This window comes from Streptomyces sp. NPDC050619 (genome assembly GCF_040654815.1).
Classification (GTDB): Bacteria; Actinomycetota; Actinomycetes; order Streptomycetales; family Streptomycetaceae; genus Streptomyces.
This window is the reverse complement of sequence record NZ_JBFAIR010000060.1, coordinates 25,500-44,952: the sequence shown is the minus strand read 5'-3', so window position 1 is coordinate 44,952 and position 19,453 is coordinate 25,500. Positions and strand designations below refer to the sequence as shown.

The 19,453-nt window shown below is 71.4% G+C and carries 20 protein-coding genes and 1 pseudogene; 8 read left to right on the top strand and 13 right to left on the bottom strand.

Translation table 11 applies throughout. The features are described from left to right. The 3 genes from AB0I77_RS49985 to AB0I77_RS49975 all read right to left on the bottom strand — a co-directional run. On the bottom strand, positions 1–1,886 hold a 1,886-nt coding region (locus tag AB0I77_RS49985; RefSeq protein ID WP_363289657.1), incomplete at its 3' end, for an MFS transporter. A gap of 174 nt (positions 1,887–2,060) precedes the next feature. Next, positions 2,061–2,687, bottom strand: a complete 627-nt coding sequence (locus AB0I77_RS49980) for a DUF4328 domain-containing protein (protein ID WP_363289662.1) — start codon at positions 2,685–2,687, stop codon at positions 2,061–2,063. Between the two features lie 85 nt (positions 2,688–2,772). Next, complete coding sequence (locus AB0I77_RS49975) at positions 2,773–3,528, bottom strand: dienelactone hydrolase family protein (protein WP_363289656.1); 756 nt, start codon at positions 3,526–3,528, stop codon at positions 2,773–2,775. Between the two features lie 111 nt (positions 3,529–3,639). Here AB0I77_RS49975 and AB0I77_RS49970 point away from each other — a divergent pair, with 111 nt between their 5' ends. From AB0I77_RS49970 to AB0I77_RS49960, 3 genes are all read left to right on the top strand, one after another. Continuing rightward, positions 3,640–4,314 carry a TetR family transcriptional regulator gene (locus AB0I77_RS49970; RefSeq protein WP_363289655.1) on the top strand — a complete coding sequence of 225 codons (675 nt, stop codon included), beginning with the start codon at positions 3,640–3,642 and terminating at the stop codon, positions 4,312–4,314. A gap of 51 nt (positions 4,315–4,365) precedes the next feature. Next, positions 4,366–4,737 carry a DUF6479 family protein gene (locus AB0I77_RS49965; RefSeq protein WP_363289654.1) on the top strand — a complete coding sequence of 124 codons (372 nt, stop codon included), beginning with the start codon at positions 4,366–4,368 and terminating at the stop codon, positions 4,735–4,737. A 162-nt stretch (positions 4,738–4,899) separates the two neighbouring features. Then, positions 4,900–5,088 (top strand): hypothetical protein, encoded by a 189-nt coding sequence (locus AB0I77_RS49960; RefSeq protein ID WP_363289653.1) that lies wholly within the window; start codon positions 4,900–4,902, stop codon positions 5,086–5,088. Here AB0I77_RS49960 and AB0I77_RS49955 read toward each other — a convergent pair. Further along, the gene (locus AB0I77_RS49955) at positions 5,048–5,608 is read right to left on the bottom strand and encodes a hypothetical protein (RefSeq protein WP_363289652.1); all 561 of its coding nucleotides are present in this window, start codon (positions 5,606–5,608) and stop codon (positions 5,048–5,050) included. The genes AB0I77_RS49960 and AB0I77_RS49955 overlap by 41 nt on opposite strands. Positions 5,609–5,906: 298 nt before the next feature. On the opposite strand from AB0I77_RS49955, the gene AB0I77_RS49950 reads away from it, so the two are divergent. Further along, entirely contained in the window at positions 5,907–7,031 is a 1,125-nt protein-coding gene (locus AB0I77_RS49950; RefSeq protein WP_363289651.1) for an aminopeptidase P family protein, read from the top strand. Positions 7,032–7,063: 32 nt separating this feature from the next. Here the strand turns inward: AB0I77_RS49950 and AB0I77_RS49945 are convergent, their stop codons facing one another. Beyond that, complete coding sequence (locus AB0I77_RS49945; RefSeq protein WP_363289650.1) at positions 7,064–8,728, bottom strand: glycoside hydrolase family 13 protein; 1,665 nt, start codon at positions 8,726–8,728, stop codon at positions 7,064–7,066. 248 nt (positions 8,729–8,976) lie between these two features. Here AB0I77_RS49945 and AB0I77_RS49940 point away from each other — a divergent pair, with 248 nt between their 5' ends. Next, entirely contained in the window at positions 8,977–9,921 is a 945-nt protein-coding gene (locus AB0I77_RS49940; RefSeq protein ID WP_363289649.1) for an LAETG motif-containing sortase-dependent surface protein, read from the top strand. A gap of 97 nt (positions 9,922–10,018) precedes the next feature. Here the strand turns inward: AB0I77_RS49940 and AB0I77_RS49935 are convergent, their stop codons facing one another. From AB0I77_RS49935 to AB0I77_RS49920, 4 genes and pseudogenes are all read right to left on the bottom strand, one after another. Further along, the gene (locus AB0I77_RS49935; protein WP_363289663.1) at positions 10,019–10,546 is read right to left on the bottom strand and encodes a hypothetical protein; all 528 of its coding nucleotides are present in this window, start codon (positions 10,544–10,546) and stop codon (positions 10,019–10,021) included. A 36-nt stretch (positions 10,547–10,582) separates the two neighbouring features. After that, a pseudogene (locus AB0I77_RS49930) lies at positions 10,583–10,784 on the bottom strand (radical SAM protein); the annotation flags it as partial. Continuing rightward, entirely contained in the window at positions 10,781–10,990 is a 210-nt protein-coding gene (locus AB0I77_RS49925) for a hypothetical protein (RefSeq protein ID WP_363289648.1), read from the bottom strand. The pseudogene AB0I77_RS49930 and the gene AB0I77_RS49925, both read right to left, overlap by 4 nt. A 787-nt stretch (positions 10,991–11,777) precedes the next feature. Continuing rightward, positions 11,778–12,497 carry a GntR family transcriptional regulator gene (locus AB0I77_RS49920; RefSeq protein WP_363289646.1) on the bottom strand — a complete coding sequence of 240 codons (720 nt, stop codon included), beginning with the start codon at positions 12,495–12,497 and terminating at the stop codon, positions 11,778–11,780. A gap of 54 nt (positions 12,498–12,551) precedes the next feature. On the opposite strand from AB0I77_RS49920, the gene AB0I77_RS49915 reads away from it, so the two are divergent. Next, a complete protein-coding gene (locus AB0I77_RS49915) occupies positions 12,552–13,367 on the top strand; it encodes a methyltransferase domain-containing protein (RefSeq protein WP_363289644.1) in 816 nt (271 codons plus the stop codon). 106 nt (positions 13,368–13,473) lie between these two features. Here AB0I77_RS49915 and AB0I77_RS49910 read toward each other — a convergent pair whose 3' ends face one another. Next, the gene (locus tag AB0I77_RS49910) at positions 13,474–14,082 is read right to left on the bottom strand and encodes a TetR/AcrR family transcriptional regulator (RefSeq protein WP_363289643.1); all 609 of its coding nucleotides are present in this window, start codon (positions 14,080–14,082) and stop codon (positions 13,474–13,476) included. A 95-nt stretch (positions 14,083–14,177) separates the two neighbouring features. Between AB0I77_RS49910 and AB0I77_RS49905 the strand changes: the two genes are divergently transcribed. Then, on the top strand, positions 14,178–14,927 hold the full coding sequence (locus AB0I77_RS49905) for an SDR family oxidoreductase (protein ID WP_363289642.1): 750 nt from the start codon (positions 14,178–14,180) through the stop codon (positions 14,925–14,927). A 56-nt stretch (positions 14,928–14,983) separates the two neighbouring features. On the opposite strand, the gene AB0I77_RS49900 is transcribed toward AB0I77_RS49905, so the two are convergent. Beyond that, positions 14,984–15,940 carry a nucleoside hydrolase gene (locus AB0I77_RS49900; RefSeq protein ID WP_363289641.1) on the bottom strand — a complete coding sequence of 319 codons (957 nt, stop codon included), beginning with the start codon at positions 15,938–15,940 and terminating at the stop codon, positions 14,984–14,986. A 38-nt stretch (positions 15,941–15,978) separates the two neighbouring features. Then, positions 15,979–17,247, bottom strand: coding sequence for a threonine--tRNA ligase (gene thrS / locus AB0I77_RS49895; RefSeq protein ID WP_363289640.1), 1,269 nt, complete (start codon positions 17,245–17,247; stop codon positions 15,979–15,981). 331 nt (positions 17,248–17,578) lie between these two features. Here thrS and AB0I77_RS49890 point away from each other — a divergent pair, with 331 nt between their 5' ends. After that, positions 17,579–18,358 (top strand): hypothetical protein, encoded by a 780-nt coding sequence (locus AB0I77_RS49890; protein ID WP_363289639.1) that lies wholly within the window; start codon positions 17,579–17,581, stop codon positions 18,356–18,358. A 70-nt stretch (positions 18,359–18,428) separates the two neighbouring features. On the opposite strand, the gene AB0I77_RS49885 is transcribed toward AB0I77_RS49890, so the two are convergent. Further along, complete coding sequence (locus AB0I77_RS49885) at positions 18,429–19,175, bottom strand: GAF and ANTAR domain-containing protein (RefSeq protein WP_363289661.1); 747 nt, start codon at positions 19,173–19,175, stop codon at positions 18,429–18,431. Positions 19,176–19,453 lie beyond the last annotated feature (278 nt).

Below are 19,453 nucleotides of genomic sequence, written 5' to 3'. Positions count from 1 at the left end.
TCCGCGGACGCGATCAGCACATACGACCCCGCACCCGGCGCATCCACGGCATACGAGCCGTCCGCCTGCGCGACCGACCGGCCCAACTGCCGCCCGCCCAGCGAGATCAACGTCACCGCGGCCCGCGGCACCGGCACACTCTCCGCACCCCGCACAAACCCACGCACCGAGACCCCACCCGAACCACCGGACGCCCCCTCCGGAACGGGAACGGGAACGGGAACGGGGGCCGGAGCCAGAGCCGGAGCAGGCGCGCTCGTGACCTCAGCCGCAGCCGCAGGCGCAGTCGCCGCCCCCGCACCCCCCTTCGTCCGCAACGGAACCTCCTTGATGAACAGGCAGAAGACCAGCGAGATCAGCGCGAAGGGCGCCGCGAACAGGAAGATGTCGGCGATGCCGTGGCCGTACGCGGTCTCCACGACGGTGCGCAGCGGGCCGGGGAGGCTGTCGACGTCGGGGATGCTGTCGGAGGCGCCGGAGCCCCCCGAGAGCGCGGCGGAGTACTTCGGGTCGATGCCCGCCAGGCCCTCGTTGAGGTAGTGGGTGATGCGGTGGGCGAGGACCGCGCCCAGTGCCGAGGTGCCGAGGGTGCCACCCAGGGAGCGGGAGAAGGCGACCGTGGAGCTGGCGGCGCCCAGGTCGGCGGCCTCCACCTGGTTCTGGGTCGCCAGGACCAGGTTCTGCATCATCATGCCGACGCCGAGGCCCAGCAGCGCCATGAAGATCCCGACGTGCCAGTACACGGTGTCGTAGCGGATGGTGCCCAGCAGGCCGAGGCCCGCCGTCACCAGGGCGCCGCCGGCCAGCAGCCAGCCCTTCCAGCGGCCGGTTCGGGTGATGATCCGGCCGGAGAACGTGGAGGCGCCGGCCAGGCCGAGGATCATCGGGAGGGTCATGACGCCGGACATGGTCGGCGACTTGTCCCGGGCCAGCTGGAAGTACTGGCTGAAGTAGATGATGGCGACGTACATCGCGACGCCGACGAAGAGCGAGGCCAGGGACGTCAGGGCGATGGTGCGGTTGCGGAACAGGCGCAGCGGGATGATCGGTTCGCGCGCCCTGGTCTCCGTGACGAGGAAGGCCACGAGGAGGACGGCCGTGCCGCCGGTCATCGCGTACGTCTGCCAGGACAGCCAGTCGTACTTGTCGCCCGCGAAGGTCACCCAGAGCAGGAGCAGACAGACTCCGGCGGTGATGAAGAAGGCGCCGGCCCAGTCGACCTTCGCCTCGCGCCGGATGACGGGCAGGCGCAGGGTGCGCTGGAGCACGATCAGGGCGACGACGGCGAACGGCACGCCTATGTAGAAGATCCAGCGCCAGCCGAGCCAGCTGGTGTCGGTGATGACACCGCCGATCAGCGGTCCGGCGACCATCGCGGTGGCGAAGGTGGCGCCGAGGTAGCCGCTGTAGCGGCCGCGTTCGCGGGGCGGGACCATCGCCGCGAGGATGATCTGGGCGAGCGAGGTCAGGCCGCCCATGCCGATGCCCTGGACCGCGCGGCAGGCGATGAGCATCCCGGGGTTCTGGGACATGCCCGCCACCGCCGAGGCACCCACGAAGAGGACCAGCGCGAGCTGTACCAGCAGTTTCTTGGAGAAGAGGTCCGCCAGTTTGCCCCACAGCGGGACGGAGGCGGTCATCGTGAGCAGCGACGCCGTCACGACCCAGGTGTAGGCGGACTGGCCGCCGCCGAGGTCGCCGATGATCCGGGGCAGGGCGTTGGAGACGATCGTCGACGACAGGATGGCGACGAACATGCCCAGCAGCAGGCCGGTCAGCGCTTCCATGATCTGGCGGTGGCTCATCGGGGCGCCGTCGGAGGGGTGCCCTCCGGGGTCGGCATGGTCGACGTGGGCCCGCGCGCCCGCCGGTATGGACGTTGCCATGAACTTCCTTCGCTTCCAGCGGCCTTTATCTTTTGCTTAGGCAAGGATGATTTCCGTTGGTTGCTACAGGCAAGCTGATCCGGGGCCGACCGCCCCAAAGTCTTGGCAAAGGCAAAGCTCGGCCCCGCCGGCCAGGGGCGACCGAGGAAGCCCTGCCGTTCACCTGTCCATGGCTCACACCCCGTCCATCCGCTCCCGCTGCGCCGCCGTGACCGCGCGGACCACGAGCACGCCCGCCACCGCCGCGCCCACCACCACCGCGTCGGACGCGAGCAGCGCTGGTACGTCCGTGTAGGCGCGGGCGATGATCTCGTCCCTGGAGTCGGTGGACATGAGGCCCACGCCGGACAGCATGCCGACCAGCCACAGGCCCCACCACCAGTTCACGGAGCGCGGCAGGCGCCGGCCCGGGGCGCTCGCCCGGTGGATGTCGGCGATGATGCCCCGCGGTATCCAGAGGTTGGCGATGGGCAGGACCCAGCCCGCGTAGAGCCAGATCCATGCGTAGCGGGGCCGTTCGCCCGAGAGGGCCCGGGCGTTCTCCCGGACGCGCGACAGCCACAGCAGGAACATGATCGCGCAGAGCGCGGCGGCCGCCCCGCTCATGGAGCTGACGAGGTTGTAGCCGTCCTCCAGCGCGGTCAGCTGACGATGCCTGCCGTCGCCCTGGTCCGGCGGTCCGGACGCGGGCTGCCCGGCCGCGGCGAGCCGGATCTCCCACACCGCCCGGGCCGTCCAGGCGAGGGCGGCGAGGACGAGGCCGGCGATGGCACAGCGGGCCGCGTCCACGACCGGACGCAGTGCGGAGGGGTCGGACGGGGGCGGTGCGGAGGGGCGGGCGGCGGCCCGCGCTGTCTGATCGTTCACCCCGGCATCCTCGCAGCGCTTACAGCGCCCTGTTCAGCAGATCGAGCAGAGCCTCCCAGTGGCGTTCCGTCGCCTCCGCGCCGTACATCGCGGTGTCCGCCTGGGTGAAGCCGTGGTGGGCGCCCGCGTACACCTCGGTGCGGTGGCGGACGCCCGCCGCGGTGAGGGCCTTGTCGAGCCGGTCGATGTGTTCGGCGGGGTTGGTGGAGTCCTGGTCGGCGTGGCCGAAGTACAGCTCGGCGGTGATGCGGTCGGCCAGCAGGTGCGGGCTGTCCGGTGCCTCGGTCGCGAGGTAGGCGCCGTGGAAGCCGGCCGCGGCGGCGACCCGGTCGGGGTGGGTGCCGGCGGTGCGCAGGGCGAGGCCCGCGCCCATGCAGTAGCCGGTGACGCCTGCCGGGCCATCGGTCGTCAGCGGAGCGGCGGCCAGCCAGTCGAGATAGCCGGCCGCGTCCCGCATGGCGCCCACGGGGGTGAGGGTCCGCGCGGCCGGGCCCAGGCTCTGGATGATCTCCGGCCGCTCGGCCGGGTCGATGAACTCGGGCAGCTCCACCACGGGCGCCCGGCCGTGCCGGTAGAAGACGTTGGACACCAGGACCGTGTAGCCGGCCGACGCCAGCCGGTCCGCCATGGACTTCAGGTGCGGGCGCAGTCCGAAGGCGTCCATGTAGAAGAGGACGGCGGGATGCGGGGCGCCGTCGTCGGGGTGGGCCAAGTAGGCGTCGGCGGTGCCGTCCGGGGTGGGGATGTCGACGGTCGATCCGTGCACAGCGGTCATGGGGAGCGTGCCTCTCGCCAACTCAGATCCGTATATGAAACTGAGTGTCACGCTAGCGACTGAGTGCCGATCGCCGCAAGGGAGGGCCGAGGAGAGCGTTACGATCGCGACGTGACCGGAGCAGCAGCACGCGGAGCGGCAGCGGGCACGTACCCGCGCACCCGCACGAGGAGCATCGCCCGGGCCGCCGTACGGGCCGAACTGGCCCGGGTGGCCTTCGAGTTGTTCCGCCGCGAGGGGTTCGACAAGGTCACCCTGGACGACCTGGCGGCGGCCGCCGGGGTGTCCCGCAGTACCTTCCTGCGCTACTTCGGCACCAAGGAGGACGCCGTCCTCGCCGCCTTCGACGGCCACGACCGCCGGGTCGCCGACGCGCTGCGCGCCCGCCCGGCCGACGAGGACGACTGGACGGCCCTGCGCCGGGCCATGGACACGGTCATCCAGCGCTACCACGAGGACCCGGCCGGCGCCCTGGCCACGACCCGGCTCGTCCGCGAGACCCCCGCACTGTCCGCCCGGCACCTGGAGAAGCAGCACAGCTGGCGCCCCGCCCTGGCCGAGGCACTCGCCGAGCGCGCTGCTACTCCCGGGTCCGGGACGCTGGGGCACACGGTCCGGGCCGCCGCCGCCCTGGACTGCCTGAACGTCGCCCTCGACCACTGGACCGCCTCCGAGGGCCGCCTGGACCTGGTCGCCCTGCTGGACGAGGCGTTCGCGGCGCTGACACCGAACAAGCCGGCACGGAACAAGCCGGCACCGAACAAGCCGACACCGAACAAGCCGTGATTCTGTGACCCAGTCCACACACCGAACGCCCATATGGGCGATAATCGGAACATGAGTACGGCGATGCTTGAACTAGCGGCCGCGTCGAGCGACGTGCTCAACGTGCTCGCCGCCTTTGGTGGAGGCCTTTTCATCGCCGGCGCCTTGATCTGGGCCGTGCGATTGGGCATGAGGGTTCAGGACCGGGAGCTGCCGCATCCTCGCCCCGAGGAGCAGCCGCGTCTTCCCGATACCGGCCCGGTCCGCGAAATGCGTGAGGTGCGTGAGCCGGACGAAGTCCCGATGCCCGAGGACAAGCGGGAACGGCTCATGCCGTATCAGCTCCACTCCTCCGGGACCAGACGCGGAAAGGACCAGCGCCGGAAGCGCTGGCTGCCCGGCTCCAGCGGCGGCTTCGGCAGCGGCGGTCTCGGACACGTGTGATCAACGGGGTCCTCGTGGCAGCGGGCGAGGTCCAAGGGCCGCGGGCCGGCGGTGCGGTGCGGTGCGTTGCGGTCCAGTGCGGTGCGTTGCGATCCGGTGCGGGGCGGGGCGGGGCGGGGAAACTCGCATGACGGCGTCCCGGCCCGCTGCCACGCTGGGGGGATGAGCAGACGACGCTACGTGGCCAGAGGCGTGCCCGGCGGCTACCGCATCTGGGACAACACAGGACGCCGCTGGTGGGGCGACCTGTACGAGCTGTGTCCCGACGACCTGCTGACCGAGCTGAACGGCGGAGCGGACCCGGCGAGGATCAGCGCCCTGCTGAAGCGGTACCGCGCGCTGAAGCGTTAGGCCGGTACACCGCGAGGGACCAGATCACGAAGAAGTCGATCCCGATCATGATGAGCGACCAGATCGGCAAGTACGGCAGGAACAGGAACTGGGCGACCATGCTCAGCGACGCCAGGAAGATGCCGGTCATCCGGGCCCAGGCGGCGCCCCCCAGGATGCCCCCGCCGGTGATGACGGCCACGGCACCCAGGACGAGCAGGATGACGCCCCAGCCGGTGAGGTTGATCTTGTAGACGTAGTCGCCGATGTTGTCGTAGACGTCGTCCTCCGCGAGGGCGGAGATGCCCTGGAAGATCGCCAGGACGCCGTTCACGAGCATCAGTACGCCGGCGAAGACGACCCCGCCCGTGGCCCAGGCGGTCTCAGGGGGCATCGGGGCGTGGCCGTAGTCGCCGCCCATGCCGGACGCCGGACCGGTCGGCCGGAAGGTGTCGTCCCGGACCGGCACCTGCTGCTCACCGCCCACCGACTGCTGTCCTCCGCCGCTCGGCGGCGGTGTCGCATGCGGCTGCTGAGCCATGGCGGGACCCCGTTTCTTCCGGGGCGGGCGACGCGGTACGCCGTCCGCCGACGTCAGGTGCTTCGTCTGCTTTCGTCTTCTTTCATCTTCTTTCGTCTGCTTCGACCATCGGGCGGGGTGGGGACCGCCGCCACGGGGCGGGGCCGTCCGGGTGAGACCGGGCGCGGTGGCGACATCCGGACACAGGACGCCGTCACCCGAATGGCCGTATCCGTCCGAGCGCCGCACCCCCCGCGCCCGTCCAATGGACAGGTCAGCGGATCAGCGGACCACCCGGCGACGACGACGAGGCAGGGCGATGAGTGAGACACCGGTGGCCTTCACCGAGCAGGACTACGCGGCCCGTATGTACCGCGCCGCCCGGGAGGCGGCCGCCGCGGGACTCGCCGGGCTGCTGGTCACCCCCGGACCCGACCTGATCTGGCTGTGCGGCTACCGCCCCACCGCCGGCACCGAACGCCTCACCCTCCTCGTCCTGACCGCCGACTCCGAGCCCCGCCTGCTGGTCCCGGCGCTGGAACTCCCGGACGCGGAGGCGGCACCGGGCGCGGGCGCCCTGCGGATGTCCGCGTGGCAGGACGGCCAGGACCCGTACGCCGCCGCGGCCGGCCTGCTCCGCCCCCACGGCCACTACGGCGTCTCCGACGCGACCTGGGCGCTGCACCTGCTGGGCCTTCAGGAGGCGCTGCCGCTGACCACGTACCGGCCGCTGACCACCGCGCTGCCGATGCTGCGGGCGGTCAAGGACGCGCACGAGGTGGCACGGCTCGCGGCGGCCGGGGCAGCGGCGGACGCGGCGTACCAGGAGATCCTCTCCATACGGTTCGCCGGCCGCCGGGAGCGGGACGTGGCCGCCGACCTGGCACGGTCGTTGCTCGCGCACGGCCACAGCCAGGTCGACTTCACGGTCGTGGGCTCCGGCCCGAACGGCGCGAACCCGCACCACGAGGCGGGCGACCGGATCATCACCGTGGGCGACATGGTCGTCCTGGACTTCGGCGGCCTCAAGGACGGCTACGGCTCCGACACCACCCGCACGGTCCACGTGGGCGAACCGACCGACGAGGAGCGCCAGGTCCACGAGATCGTCCGCGCCGCCCAGCAGGCGGCCTTCGAGGCCGTCCATCCCGACGTGCCCTGCCAGGAGATCGACCGGGTGGCCCGCGCGGTGATCGAGGACGCGGGCTACGGCGAGTACTTCGCGCACCGCACCGGCCACGGCATCGGCGTCACCACGCACGAGCCGCCGTACCTGGTGGCGGGCGAACAGCGGCCCCTGGCGCCCGGCATGTGCTTCTCCATCGAGCCCGGCGTCTACCTCCCGGACCGCTTCGGCGTCCGGATCGAGGACATCGTGACGTGCACGGAGGAGGGCGGGCGGCGCCTGAACACGACACCGCACGAGATGGCGATCGTCGCTTGACGACGGCTCGCGCCATCCAGACTCCGACACATCTATGCGATCCAGACAGTGGTGTCCGGGCCCAGCCGTCCGTCCTCCAACGGCCCACTGCTCAGCAGCACTTCCCCCGGCGGCAGGTCAACGGCCGTGTCCGAGAGGTTGGTGACACACCGCCACCCCTCAGTGCGGGCGAAGTCCAGCACCCCCGCCGGGCTGTCGTCCGCCCAGACCAGTGACTCCCCCTCCTGGAGCTTGCGGCGCAGCCGCAGGGCAGTGCGGTAGAACTCCAGGGTCGAGCCCTCGACCTCGTCCTGGGCCTGGACGGCGTACTGCGCGAACCACTCCGGCTGCGGCAGCCAGGCCCCGCCCGTCCCGAAGCCGTACGACGGTCCCGTCGTCGTCCACGGCAGCGGCACCCGGCATCCGTCGCGGCCCTTGCGGACGCGTCCCGTCTGTTCCCAGATCGGGTCCTGGAGCACCTCGACAGGCAGGTCGGCGACCTCGGGCAGGCCGAGTTCCTCGCCCTGGTAGACGTACGACGATCCGGGCAGCGCCAGCATCAGCAAAGTGGCCGCCCGGGCCCGGCGCAGGCCCGCCGCCTCGTCCACCCGCGGCGCGTGACCGCCGGTCAGGAGCCAGGCGTTCTCGTCGGTCCCCGGCGGGAGCATCAGCCGGGAGGCGTGCCTGATCACGTCATGGTTGGACAGGACCCAGGTGGCCGACGCCCCCGCCGCCCGCGCGTCCGCCAGCGAGCCGGCGATGACCTGCCGCAGCTCCTGAGCGTCCCAACCCGCTTGCAGATACTCGAAGTTGAAGGCCTGGCCGAGTTCGTCCGGGCGGGCGTACAGCGCGCGTCGGGCGCCCGGTACCCAGGCCTCGGCGACAGCCATGCGGGGCGGGCGGTAGGCGTCGAGGACCTTGCGCCAGTCGCGGTAGATCTCGTGGACCTCGTCGCGGTCGTAGAAGGGGTGGGTGCCGGGCGGGAACTCCCCGAGCGCCTCCTCGCCGCTGAGCTCCGGGGCGCCGAGGTCGCGCAGCGGCTCGGTCAGGTCCTTGGCGAGGGCGTGGGCCACGTCGACGCGGAAGCCGTCGACCCCACGGTCGGACCAGAAACGCAGGGTGCTGCGGAAGTCGGCGCGGACCTGTTCGTTCGCCCAGTTCAGGTCGGGCTGCTGAGGGGCGAACAGGTGCAGGTACCACTGCCCGTCCGGCACCCGCTGCCAGGCGCTGCCGCCGAAGACGGACTGCCAGTCGGTGGGCGGGAGTTCGCCGTGCGGGCCGCGGCCCTCGCGGAAGACGTAGCGGTCGCGGGCGGGGGAGCCGGGCCCGGCGGCGAGCGCTTCCCGGAACCACACGTGCTGGTGGGAGGTGTGGTTGGGGACGAGGTCGACGATCACCTTCAGGCCGAGGCGGTGCGCCTCGGCGGCGAGGGCGTCGAAGTCGTCGAGAGTCCCCAGGCGCGGGTCCACGTCCCGGTAGTCGGCGACGTCGTAGCCGCCGTCGGCGAGTTCGGAGGGGTAGAAGGGGCTGAGCCACAGGGCGTCGACGCCGAGAGCGGCGAGGTGGTTGAGGCGCCGGGTGATCCCGCGCAGGTCCCCGAGCCCGTCGCCGTCGGCGTCGGCGAAGCTGCGGGGGTAGACCTGGTAGACGACGGCCTGCCGCCACCAGTTCGGATCCTTCGAGGACAGGTCGAGACGTTCACGAACGGGCTCGGTCACGCGGTCTCCCTCGGGGCAGTGGTCGAACGGCACTCAGGTACTTGTCCACATAGCCGGAGAAGCGAACTCGAACGCCGTCCGGAGGACTTCATTCCCTGTGTGACGGAATCGTGATGGCCCTTGCAACTCTCCCTGTATATCCGCAGGTTGACAGCCCTCGCACGGAGATCCACGATGTGCAGACACTGTGGCGCATGTGACCAATGAGTCCAGTGACCACCCCTCACAAACCATCCGATGGGATCCGCATGTCCATAGTCAGACGTGTCACCGCGCGCCGCCTGCTGGGGACGGGCGCCGCGGCGCTCGTCCTTTGTTCCGCCTCCGTCGCCGCCGCCTCCGGTGCCTGGGCCACCGGTACGCCCGGCGGTGACGGATGGAAGTCCGGCGGCGCCTACCAGCCCGGCACGGGCGCGGGCACGGAGACCGGAACCGACCGCTGCCAGTTCTCCCTGGACGGCACGAGCTTCTACGACTCGGTCAAGGTCGACGACCAGAACCTCAAGCCCACCGACGACGGCAAGGTCCACGTCAAGGTCCGCACCGCCGGCGACGCCACCACCTGCACCGCCTCCCTGGCCTCCTACCTCGCCCACGGCGCCACCTTCGCCACCTCCGGCGAGCAGGTCTTCGTCGACTTCGACACGGTGACCGTCAAGCCCGGGCAGACCGACTCCCTCGACATCGCGGTGCCGGACGCCGGCTGCTTCGCGCAGATCGACCTCTACCGGGGCGCGGTCAAGTACGACGGCGAAGACCCCGACGTGGGTGACGGCTTCGAGCACGGCGACCTGCCCAAGGGCCCGGACCGCCCGGTCATCAAGGACAAGCTGATCGCGGCCTGGAACGGCGGCACGAAGGACTGCACGACGGCCCCGTCCGAGCCGCCGACCACGCCGACCCCGACCCCGACCCCGTCGACCCCGGAGTCCACCGAGCCCGCGACGCCGACGTCGCCGGAGACCACGCCTCCGGCGACGGAGACCCCCGCAACCGACTCCCCGACCCCATCGCCCTCCGCCTCCGAGTCCACCACCGCCCCGGCCACCACCCCGAACGGCGGCGGCGACGACCTCGCGGAAACCGGCGGCAGCAGCGCGACCGGCCCGATCGCGATCGGCGCGGCAGTGCTGCTGGCGGGCGGCGCGGGAATGGTGATCGCCACGCGGCGACGCCGGGCGACCCGCTCGTAAGCACCGCCGACTGACGACCCGACCGCCGGACGGACGAGTTCAGCCCGTCCGTCCGACGGTCGTCCGAGGCCCTGCAGGGCCTCGGGAGTCTCGGCTGTCAGGCCACGGTCACCGACCACCCTCCCCGCGAGAGGGCGAGGGTGCCGTCCGGCGTGATCCGGACCCGCGCCCCGTACACCGGCAATCCGCCCTCGCGGTTGAGCCGGTGACGGATCCGCTCCAACTCGTCCCACAGGCGGCGGGGGCCGCCCTGGTGCACCGTCGGCGAGTCGAGGAACCCGGCCGCGGTGGCGCGGGCCCAGGAGCCGTCAGGGTGCAGCATCCACACGCTTCGTTCGTCGCCTTCGACTGCGGTCCGGTGGTCGATGCCGGGCACGAGGAGTTCGAGCATCGACATGACCTCCCACGAGTCCGGCACGTACAGCAGCGGATACCGGCTGATGCTCACCTGCTCACCGTCGGCCCGCTTCACCTTCTCCCACAGCCCATCAGTCGGCCGCTCGTAGTCGTCACCGTGGCGGGTGCGCATGAAGCCGGCCGCGTCGGGCTCGACGCGCCCCACGGCCCCGCCGTCCTCGGTCTTGTCCGCAGTGACGATCAGCCCGGTTCCGGCGAGGGTGGTCACGAGCCGTCCGCCGGGCCGCGGGGCAGCCAGCCACGGTTGCACGGTTTCCACGCGCATCGCGGCGGCCTCGTCGATGACACGTCGCCAGGTCGGTGCCGGTCATCGTGCCGTGGCCCTTCGTTGGTCCCGCTTCCGCGTAGCAGTGCGACGAGCACGACAGCTGGCACCGGCCGGTGATCTCCAGCTCAAGGAACGTCAGGGGTGCGGGTGTTGCGGGTGCCTCGGGAGCAATTGTCATGCGTGTCCCTCCTTGGGTGTGATGCGCCTGCTGTAGTAGGGGTGGCAGGGGCAGCCGCAGCGGGGCTGGAGCAGGATGCCCGTGGTTCGGGGGAGCGGGATGTCCTTGGTCTGGCGGCAGTCGCCATGCAGCGCCTCGTATTCCGGACGCTGGGCCAGCGTGCATTCCGCCGACAGGGGCGAGGTCTCCGTGGCGGGCGCGGTCATTTTTCGACTCCGTCGGCCACGACGCGGCTCGGCATCACCAGGGCGGCACCAGCTCTCCGGCACCGGGGGCAGCGGCACGGAGGCCAACCGAGCGCATCCGCGAGTCGTTCCGGGTCCGGAGGGGCCGTGATCGTATGCCGCCGGGTCACGCCGACGCGTTTCCCGTCCGGAGTGAGCCGGTAGGTCTCGATGGTCATCCGAGACATGCCCGGCTCAGGCGAAGTTCCGGCGTTCACCGCGCACGCCCTCCCGCCACCGGCCCGTGGCAGACGCACCCGCACCGTGGCAGGAGGACCATGCCGCCCTCAGCGACCTGCATCCACTTCGAGGTCGTACCCATCACGCCGCCCTCTCCGCGCCTACCAGATGCCGGTCAAGCACGATGCCGAAGTCGGCCAAGAGAACGTACGGCCGGACAAGCGCGGAAGCACCACCGTCGAGCGGCACGTCCAGCCCGTATGGGGAGCGCGGAACCGGGAGCCGCGGCGTCACGGCATGGGGTGCCTCGGGCCTGTGCCCGGGTGCTGGTCCGGTGAGTTGGGACCCGCCCCGCCGTCTGCCGCTACCGGGCGCGAACACTCCCAGCATCCACCGCAGCAACGCGTGAATCATGTTCACTGTCGACGCTCCTTGTCAGCGTTGGGCCACGCCCCGGGGCCGTGACAGCGGTCGCCGGGGTTCGTCCTGTCTGCTGCCAGGCATGACAGCCCGCAGCAACTGGCCTGCGCAGTGCCAAAAAAGAGACTGGACCGGTGGACCGGTCCAGTCAAGCGAAGCGTCAGTTTTCCTACCCCATCGGGTAGTTGTCGACCTGCTCGAACAGCTGCGACGCCGTCACGCCCTCTTCGCACACGAGGGGCTGCTGATCCTGGTCGAGCGCGACGTGCAGCAAGACGGCCACCGCCGTCGGCTGTTCCACCTCCAACAGCCGGGCCTCCTCATCGGTGGCCAGCCGCACGGTTGTGATGTCCACGCCTTCCACCGGAGAGCGGCCCGTCTCGCGCCGCACGTAGTGCGTGGTTCCTTCGGCTATCGGCCCCTTCATGGCCAGACGTGGCGCGGCGTCCGCGATGGCAGGCGGGAACCAGGCCGTGACCAAGGAGTGCGGCGATCCGTCGTCGAGCAAGAGGAGCCGGACCCTCCGGAGCGCCTCCGCGCCTGACTCCAGCCCCAAGGCGTCGACGACACGCGGAGGAGGCACCGTGCGGTCCGGAACGCCGAGGCGCCGGTACGGAGCACCACCCGACACGCGAGCGGAACCTGCGCGTCGTCCACCGGCGGGCCGGGCGACGGGTGTCTCGGCGACGGTGAACCCGGCACCCTGCCGAGCCACGACCACGCCGTCATTGCGCAATACGTCATACGCCTTCACGACGGTGGCTCGCGACACACCCCACTGCTCGGCCAAGTCACGGCCGGAGGGCAGCAGATCGCCGGGGCCGAACTCGTCGTTCGTGATCCGGGTGCGCAGATCCTCGGCGATCTGCTCGTACTTCAGCAGCGGCATGGGTTTGCTTCCGATCACTGGACTGGTCCACCGGTAAGCCACCAGAATGCCCGCATGACGAGCCCTGAGGTAGCGCCGGAGATCGTGAGGTTCTACACCGACACCGTCGACGAGGCGGACCGGCTGAGCACCACGGCCGACGGACGCCTGGAGATGGTACGCACGCAGGAGTTGCTGCGTCGCCACCTCCCTGCGCCACCCGCGCGGATCCTGGACGTCGGCGGTGGCCCCGGCGCTCACGCCCGGTGGCTCGTCGAGGACGGCTACACCGTGCACCTCGTCGACCCGATCGCCCGCCACATAGAGCAGGCGGAGCAGACCGGAGCCACCGTAGAACTGGGAGACGCCCGCCGGCTCACCGCCGAAGACGCCTCCTACGACATCGTGCTGATGCTGGGTCCGCTCTACCACCTGCTCGACCGCGCCGACCGCGACCAGGCCCTCGCCGAGGCCCGCCGCGTGCTCAGGCCGGGCGGCCTCCTGGCGGCGGCCGGCATCAACCGATACGCCTCGCTGTTCGAGCACACCGCCTTCGCGCACCTGTACAGGGAACCGATGCAGAAGAGCATCGGCGGCATCCTCGCCACGCAGATCCACGACGGGAAGAACGCCTTCACCGCGGCGTACTTCCACAGCGGCGAGCAGCTGCGCGACGAAGTCGCCGCTGTCGGGTTCGCCGAGGCCGAGGTGTACGGCATCGAGGGCCCGGCCTGGTCCCTGCTCGCCGCAACCGAACGGCACACCGGCGAATCCCAGATCGGCTCCCCGATGTTCGAGTCGGCGCTGGTCGCGGCGCGCATGGCGGAGCCGTACCCGGAGTTGCTGGCGGCAAGCTCCCATCTGCTGGCGATCGGACGCCGACCGGCGTGAGGCGGCAAGGTGGCATTCATCGCGGGTAGGAGCGGTCTCCGCTTCCGCTCCGCAGATCCTTCGCCGACGGCCTCGGTCGTCAGTGCCGTCAGTGCCGTCAGTGCCGTCAGGCAGGTGGCCAGCTGCGCAGGGCCATGTCGGCCACCTGCTGGAGGTCCTCGCGAGTGGCTCCGCTGGCGGCTTGGACGGCGATGCCGTTCGCTACGGCCATGAGGTAGCGGGCGAGCAGTCCGGGGTCGGCGTCCGAAGGCAGGTCGCCTTCCTCGACGGCTCGCTGGAATCGGTCGCGAAGGCGCGAGGTGCCGTCGTTGCGCCAGGCGATGAGGGCGTCGCGGGCGTCGCGTCCAGGGTCGCCGGCGGCGAGGGAGCCCTGGACGCCGAAGCACCCGGTGGGGTGGCCCGGGCGGGTGGTGGCCCGGACGGAGCCGTCCAGGAACGCGGTGGCCACCTGCCGGGCCGTCGGTTCCCGCAGGGCCCGGTCCGCGTACGAGGCGGGGCCTTCGGTGTAGCGCTCCAGGGCCTTGCGGAACAGCTCGTCCTTGTTGCCGAAGGCCGCGTACATACTGGTGCGGGTGATGCCCATGGCGTTGGTCAGGTCGGTGAGGCTGGCGCCTTCGTAGCCCTGCTCCCAGAAGACCCGCATGGCACGTTCGAGGGCCTCGTCGGCGTCGAAGCCTCTGGGCCGGCCGATCGGCGCCTTCCGCTGGATCTCCATGCGGCCCACCCTACCTCTTCTGTACTGATCGGTGCGTAAGATGCTACGGTCCCTTTCCGTACCGATCGGTACCGAACTTTGGGGAGGTCATACGCATGGGGCAGCTTGAAGGCAAGACCGCCGTCGTCACCGGCGGCAGCACCGGGATCGGCCTGGCCACCGCCGCTCGGCTGGCCGCCGAGGGCGCGCACGTGTTCATCACCGGCCGGCGCAAGACCGCGCTGGACGCGGCCGTGGAGACCATCGGTTCCGCGAGGGCCACGGCGGTGCCGGGTGACATCTCGAACCTGGCCGACCTGGACCGCCTGTACGACGCGGTCCGCGCCCGGGGCCAGGGCCTGGACGTGCTGTTCGCGAACGCGGCGCGCGCTTCGTTCGCGACGCTGGAGCAGACCACCGAGGAGCACATCGACCAGATCTTCGGCGTCAACGTGCGAGGCACGCTGTTCACCGTGCAGAAGGCGCTGCCGCTGCTCAACGACGGCGCATCGGTGATCCTGAACTCCTCGGTGCGCGCCGATGACGGTCCCGCGGCGTTCGGCGCGTACGCGGCCTCCAAGGCTGCGATCCGCTCCTTCACCCGGACCTGGGCAGGCGAGCTCAAGGACCGGAACATCCGGGTCAACGCGATCTCCCCGGGCACCATCGACACTCCTGGACTCGACGACGTGGCGGCTACAGGCGACACGCCCATCACCAAGGCACAGTGGGCCGCAGGCGTCCCACTCGGCCGGATCGGGCGCCCTGAGGAGGTCGCCGCGGTCGTGGCGTTCCTCGCCTCCGGGCAGAGCAGCTTCATCCTCGGGGCCAACCTGTACGTCGACGGCGGCGAGAACCAGATCTGACTTAGGAGTACACCCCTAAGGGACCCCTAAGGGGTGTACTCCTGACAAACGCGTACCTACTCCACCGCCGTCAGCCACAACTTCACATACCGCTCCACGTCCACGCCCAACGCCACATCCACCAGGCGCTGTTCGCGTGCCCCCTCGTGGATCTCGGCCTCGCCGGGGCGCGGGCGGCGGTCGACGATCGTCTGGCCTCGGGTGGGGCCCGGGGCCAGGCTCACCTCGACCGGCAGGAGTTCGGTGGTGATCCCTTTCGGGTCGACGACCGCGCAGACCGCGCCCGCGTCGCCGAGGCCGCCCGTGGGAGTGGGGTCGCCGGAGGTGGCCGGGTCGCGGTGGGCGAGCAGTTCGCCGGCCAGCCGGAGGCGGGGTTCCGGGCTCGCGCGCAGCCGCTGGACGTCCGCGGCCGGGACCAGGACCTGCTGGAAGACGTCCAGGCCGTACATCGTGATCGGTACCCCCGCGGTGAGCAGGACCGCGGCGGCCTCCGGGTCGTGCCACACGTTGAACTCCGCGACCGGCGTGGCGTTCCCGGTCGCCACCGCGCCGCCCATGAACACGATCCGCTCGATGTTGCGTACGACCTCCGGGTGCGTACGCAACAGCAGCGCGATGTTGGTCAGGGGGGCGGTGGGGATCAGAGTGACCGGCCTCGGCGAGGCGAGGATCTCCCGCCGCAGCAAGGTCACCGCGTCCACGTCGACCGGCCTGCGGGCCGGCGCGGGCAGCCCGAGGTCGCCCATCCCGTCCTGCCCGTGCACGTGCCGGGCCGTGCGGACCGGCTCGATCAGCGGGCGCTCGGCACCTCTCGCGACCGGGATGTCACCGGCCCCGGCATGCTCCAGCACGGTCAGGGTGTTGCGGACGACCCCGTCCACATCGGTGTTCCCGGCCACGCACGTCACCGCGCGCACGTCGAGACCGGGATGCCGTACGGCGAACAGCAGGGCCAGGGCGTCGTCGACACCGGTGTCGCAGTCGATGATCACCGGGATGGGCTGACCGGTCACGGTGGGGAATCCTCTCTCCGCGGGCTACGACAGCGACCTTACGCAGCCGCCCACAGTTCGGCCCCACGAGTTTCGACCCGGGTGCCGATCCGGGCCAGCAACTCCTCCACGGCCACCGCCCCCGGACGGCCCCCGTCCCGCAGCCGTACGGCCACCAGGTCGCCGTCGGCCTCCCGCGCGCCGATCACCGCCTGGTACGGCACGAGCCGCGCGGCCCGGATCCGGGCCGCGAGGGTGCCCTCGCCGGGGCCGTGGACCTCCGCCCGGAGTCCCCGGGCCAGCGCCCGCCGTACGACCTCGTGGGCCTGTTCCTCCTGTGCGTCCGCCACCGGCAGCACCACCAGCTGCACGGGGGCGAGCCACACCGGGAACGCTCCGCCGTGCTGTTCGATGAGGTGCGCGACCGCCCGTTCCACGCTGCCGATGATGCTGCGGTGCACCATGACCGGCCGGTGTTTCGCGCCGTCGGCGCCGATGTAGTGCAGGTCGAAGCGTTCGGGCTGGTGGAAGTCGATCTGGACGGTGGAGAGGGTGGATTCGCGTCCGGCGGGGTCGGTGATCTGGACGTCGATCTTGGGGCCGTAGAAGGCGGCCTCGCCCTCGGCGGCCTCGTAGGCGATGCCGGAGCTGTCGAGCACCTCACGGAGTAGTGCGGTGGCCCGCCGCCACAGCTCCGGGTCGGCCACGTACTTGCCCTTGCTGTCCTCGCCGGGGAGGGAGAGCCGGTGGCGGGTGGCGCGGATGCCCAGGTCGGCGTACGCGCGGCCGATCAGCTCCAGGGCGGCACGGGCCTCCTCCACGGCCTGCTCCAGGGTGCAGAAGATGTGCGCGTCGTTGAGATGGATGGCCCGGACCCTGGTCAGGCCGCCCAGCACCCCGGACGGTTCGGAGCGGTACATGCCGCCCAACTCGGCCATACGGAGGGGAAGTTCGCGGTAGCTGTGGGAGCGGGAGCGGTAGATGAGCGCGTGGTGGGGACAGAGGCTGGGGCGCAGTACGACCTCCTCCGCGCCCAGCTCCATCGGCGGGAACATGTCGTCGCTGTAGTGGGACCAGTGCCCCGAGATCTCGTACAGCTCCCGCTTGCCGAGGACGGGCGAGTACACGTGGCGGTAGCCGGCGGCGCGTTCGGCCTCCCGGACGTACTCCTCCAGGGCGTGGCGTACGACGGCCCCGTCGGGCAGCCAGTACGGCAGGCCCGCGCCCATCAGCGGGTCGGTGCCGAACAGGTCGAGTTCACGGCCGAGTCGGCGGTGGTCGTGGTCGTCATCGTGATCGTGGTTGTTGTCGTGGTTGTTGTCGTACATGGCTGCTCCTCCAGGAGATTCCAGGGAATTCCAGAGGCGAGCACCCATGACAAAGCCCCGGGGCACTCGCCCCGGGGCTTCGCATCAGCTCAGCTGTCAGCGCGCCGGGACACTCTCCGGCGTCGTCGTGAGCGACGGACGTGAGTCACGTACTGCGTGGGCGCGCTGCATAGGGGGACCGTAGCAAGGGGTGAACGGCTGGGCGAGGGAGTTTTCCTCACCCGGACGGCCCGGCTCGCTGGTGGTCCGGCGCCGCCGGTGGTGCGGTAAGAGGGCGTACTCGATCTTGGACGCCGAAGCCGGCGCCGGACGTCCCCAAGGAGGCACCCCGATGAACCCGTCCCCGGCCCGCACCCTCGCCGCCTCCGCCCTCGCCCTGTGCGCCCTCCTCACCACCGCCGCCTGCTCCGCCCTCACCACCCCGCCCACCGCCCCGAAACCCGACCTCACCGCCACGACCAGCCGGCCCGCGACGACTCCGGCCCCGGCCGGGGCCGCCGCCCTCACCCAGGCCCAGGCGCAGGCCGCCCTCATCAGAGTGACCGACCTCGGCGAACCCTGGACCCCCGCACAGTCCGCCGCGACCTGGCACGACGGTCTGCTCAAGGCGAGGACGAACCTTCCCGACTGCCGGCGCCTGCTCGACTCCCTCTACGCGGAGGAACTCTTCGGCACGGACCCCCGGGCCCGTGCCGTGATCGGCCTCGACGACACCTGGAACGAGGCCCAGTTGCGCTACCAGGTCGTCACCCAGCCCCGGGCGGAGGTGGACCGGACCCTGGCCTGGCTGAAGACCCTGCCGCGGAAGTGCGAGGAGTTCACTGCGACGAACGTCCGGGGGACCGAGCAGGGCGTCGAGGTCACCGAGGCGCCGCTGCCGGAGGTCGGGGACGCCCGCCAGGCCCTGCGGGTCACCGTGTACGGCGAGACGCCCGACGGTGAGCCCGTCGTGCTCACCGTGGACGTCGCCGCCGTCCGCGTCGGCGACGACGCGATCGTCCTCACCCACGGCGGCTTCGGCGACGTGGCACATGACATCACTGAGGGAGCCGTACACCTCGGGGCCGAGCGCCTGACGACGGTCCGCAAACAGGGCCGCGCGGAGATCTGACCCATCCGGCCCGCCCGTAGACCGTAGACCCGTAGACCCGTAGACCCGTAGACCCGTAGACCCGTATGCCTCAGTCGCGGTGGAGCCGCATCCGGTGCGCCACGACATCGCGCGCCACCTCGAGGACCGTACGGCTGTCCGCGAAGGCGTGGGCGCGCAGCCGGGCCAGGGCCTCGTCCGCGTCGGAACCCAGCTGGGCCATGGTCATGCCGACGGCCTGGTAGACCTCGTCCTGGTCCGTGGCCAGTCCGCTCAGCCAGGGTTCGTCTCCCTCGCCGCCGTTCCCCTCCCCGCGGGGCAGCGCCATCAGCGCCACCGTCATGACGCCGGCCACAAGCAGCGCGGTGTGCAGGTCGCGGCCCGTGAGCTCGCCGGGGGTGTCGCTGTAGAGGTCGAGCGTGCCCACGCACACGGTGTCGATGCCCAGCGGCATCGAGTACGCCGCCTGGATCCCGGCGGCCGTGGCCTGCTGCGCGAACAGCGGCCAGCGGCGGGCGTCGGGGCCGGCCGTCAGGTCGCGGGCCTGCACGGGGGCGCGGAGCCCCGCGGCGTACTGACAGGGGCCCTCCCCCAGGGTGGCCTGGATCTCCGCCAGGCGCGCGGCCCGCTCGCTGCTCGCGCTCAGCCGTACGGGCAAGCCGTCGCTGTGCAGCGCCACGCTCGCGCCGACCACCGGCAGCAGGTCGACCGCCACCGCGCACAGCCTCCCCGGGATCTCCCGGGGCTCGGCGTCCCATACGCCTTCGGCGATGACGTCGGCGGCCCGCGTCTCTGCGGCCCGCGTCCGGTCCCGTCGGCGCTCGCTGTCGGCGTCCAGACCCGACAGCCGGGGATGCGGGAGGCGCCGGGAATCGTCGTCCGCCGCTCCGCGCCGACCGGGCTCGCCGCCGGAGGCGCCGGGTCGGTCGTCCTTGGGACGCACGTCCACCGCCTCCTTCGCTCACGGTGCGGCCCTGTCTGTCGTACCTCGCCTCCGGCGCGGGCTCACCCGGAGCAGGGGCGGGACTCGTGGCACGCCCGTTCGGGGGCGACGCCCGACTACCCCTCGACCGTAGGGCGAAACCCGGTCCAGAGGCTCCCCTACGAGCCGGTCCA

Coding starts and splice junctions, on each gene's coding strand:
- AB0I77_RS49910 (WP_363289643.1), bottom strand. CDS start 14,082: ATGGAGATCCAGCGGAAGGCGCCGATCGGCCGGCCCAGAGGCTTCGAC.
- thrS (WP_363289640.1), bottom strand. CDS start 17,247: ATGTACGACAACAACCACGACAACAACCACGATCACGATGACGACCAC.
- AB0I77_RS49950 (WP_363289651.1), top strand. CDS start 5,907: ATGAGTGAGACACCGGTGGCCTTCACCGAGCAGGACTACGCGGCCCGT.
- AB0I77_RS49960 (WP_363289653.1), top strand. CDS start 4,900: ATGAGCAGACGACGCTACGTGGCCAGAGGCGTGCCCGGCGGCTACCGC.
- AB0I77_RS49920 (WP_363289646.1), bottom strand. CDS start 12,497: ATGCCGCTGCTGAAGTACGAGCAGATCGCCGAGGATCTGCGCACCCGG.
- AB0I77_RS49955 (WP_363289652.1), bottom strand. CDS start 5,608: ATGGCTCAGCAGCCGCATGCGACACCGCCGCCGAGCGGCGGAGGACAG.
- AB0I77_RS49915 (WP_363289644.1), top strand. CDS start 12,552: ATGACGAGCCCTGAGGTAGCGCCGGAGATCGTGAGGTTCTACACCGAC.
- AB0I77_RS49965 (WP_363289654.1), top strand. CDS start 4,366: ATGAGTACGGCGATGCTTGAACTAGCGGCCGCGTCGAGCGACGTGCTC.
- AB0I77_RS49890 (WP_363289639.1), top strand. CDS start 17,579: ATGAACCCGTCCCCGGCCCGCACCCTCGCCGCCTCCGCCCTCGCCCTG.
- AB0I77_RS49905 (WP_363289642.1), top strand. CDS start 14,178: ATGGGGCAGCTTGAAGGCAAGACCGCCGTCGTCACCGGCGGCAGCACC.
- AB0I77_RS49940 (WP_363289649.1), top strand. CDS start 8,977: ATGTCCATAGTCAGACGTGTCACCGCGCGCCGCCTGCTGGGGACGGGC.
- AB0I77_RS49925 (WP_363289648.1), bottom strand. CDS start 10,990: ATGACCGCGCCCGCCACGGAGACCTCGCCCCTGTCGGCGGAATGCACG.
- AB0I77_RS49975 (WP_363289656.1), bottom strand. CDS start 3,528: ATGACCGCTGTGCACGGATCGACCGTCGACATCCCCACCCCGGACGGC.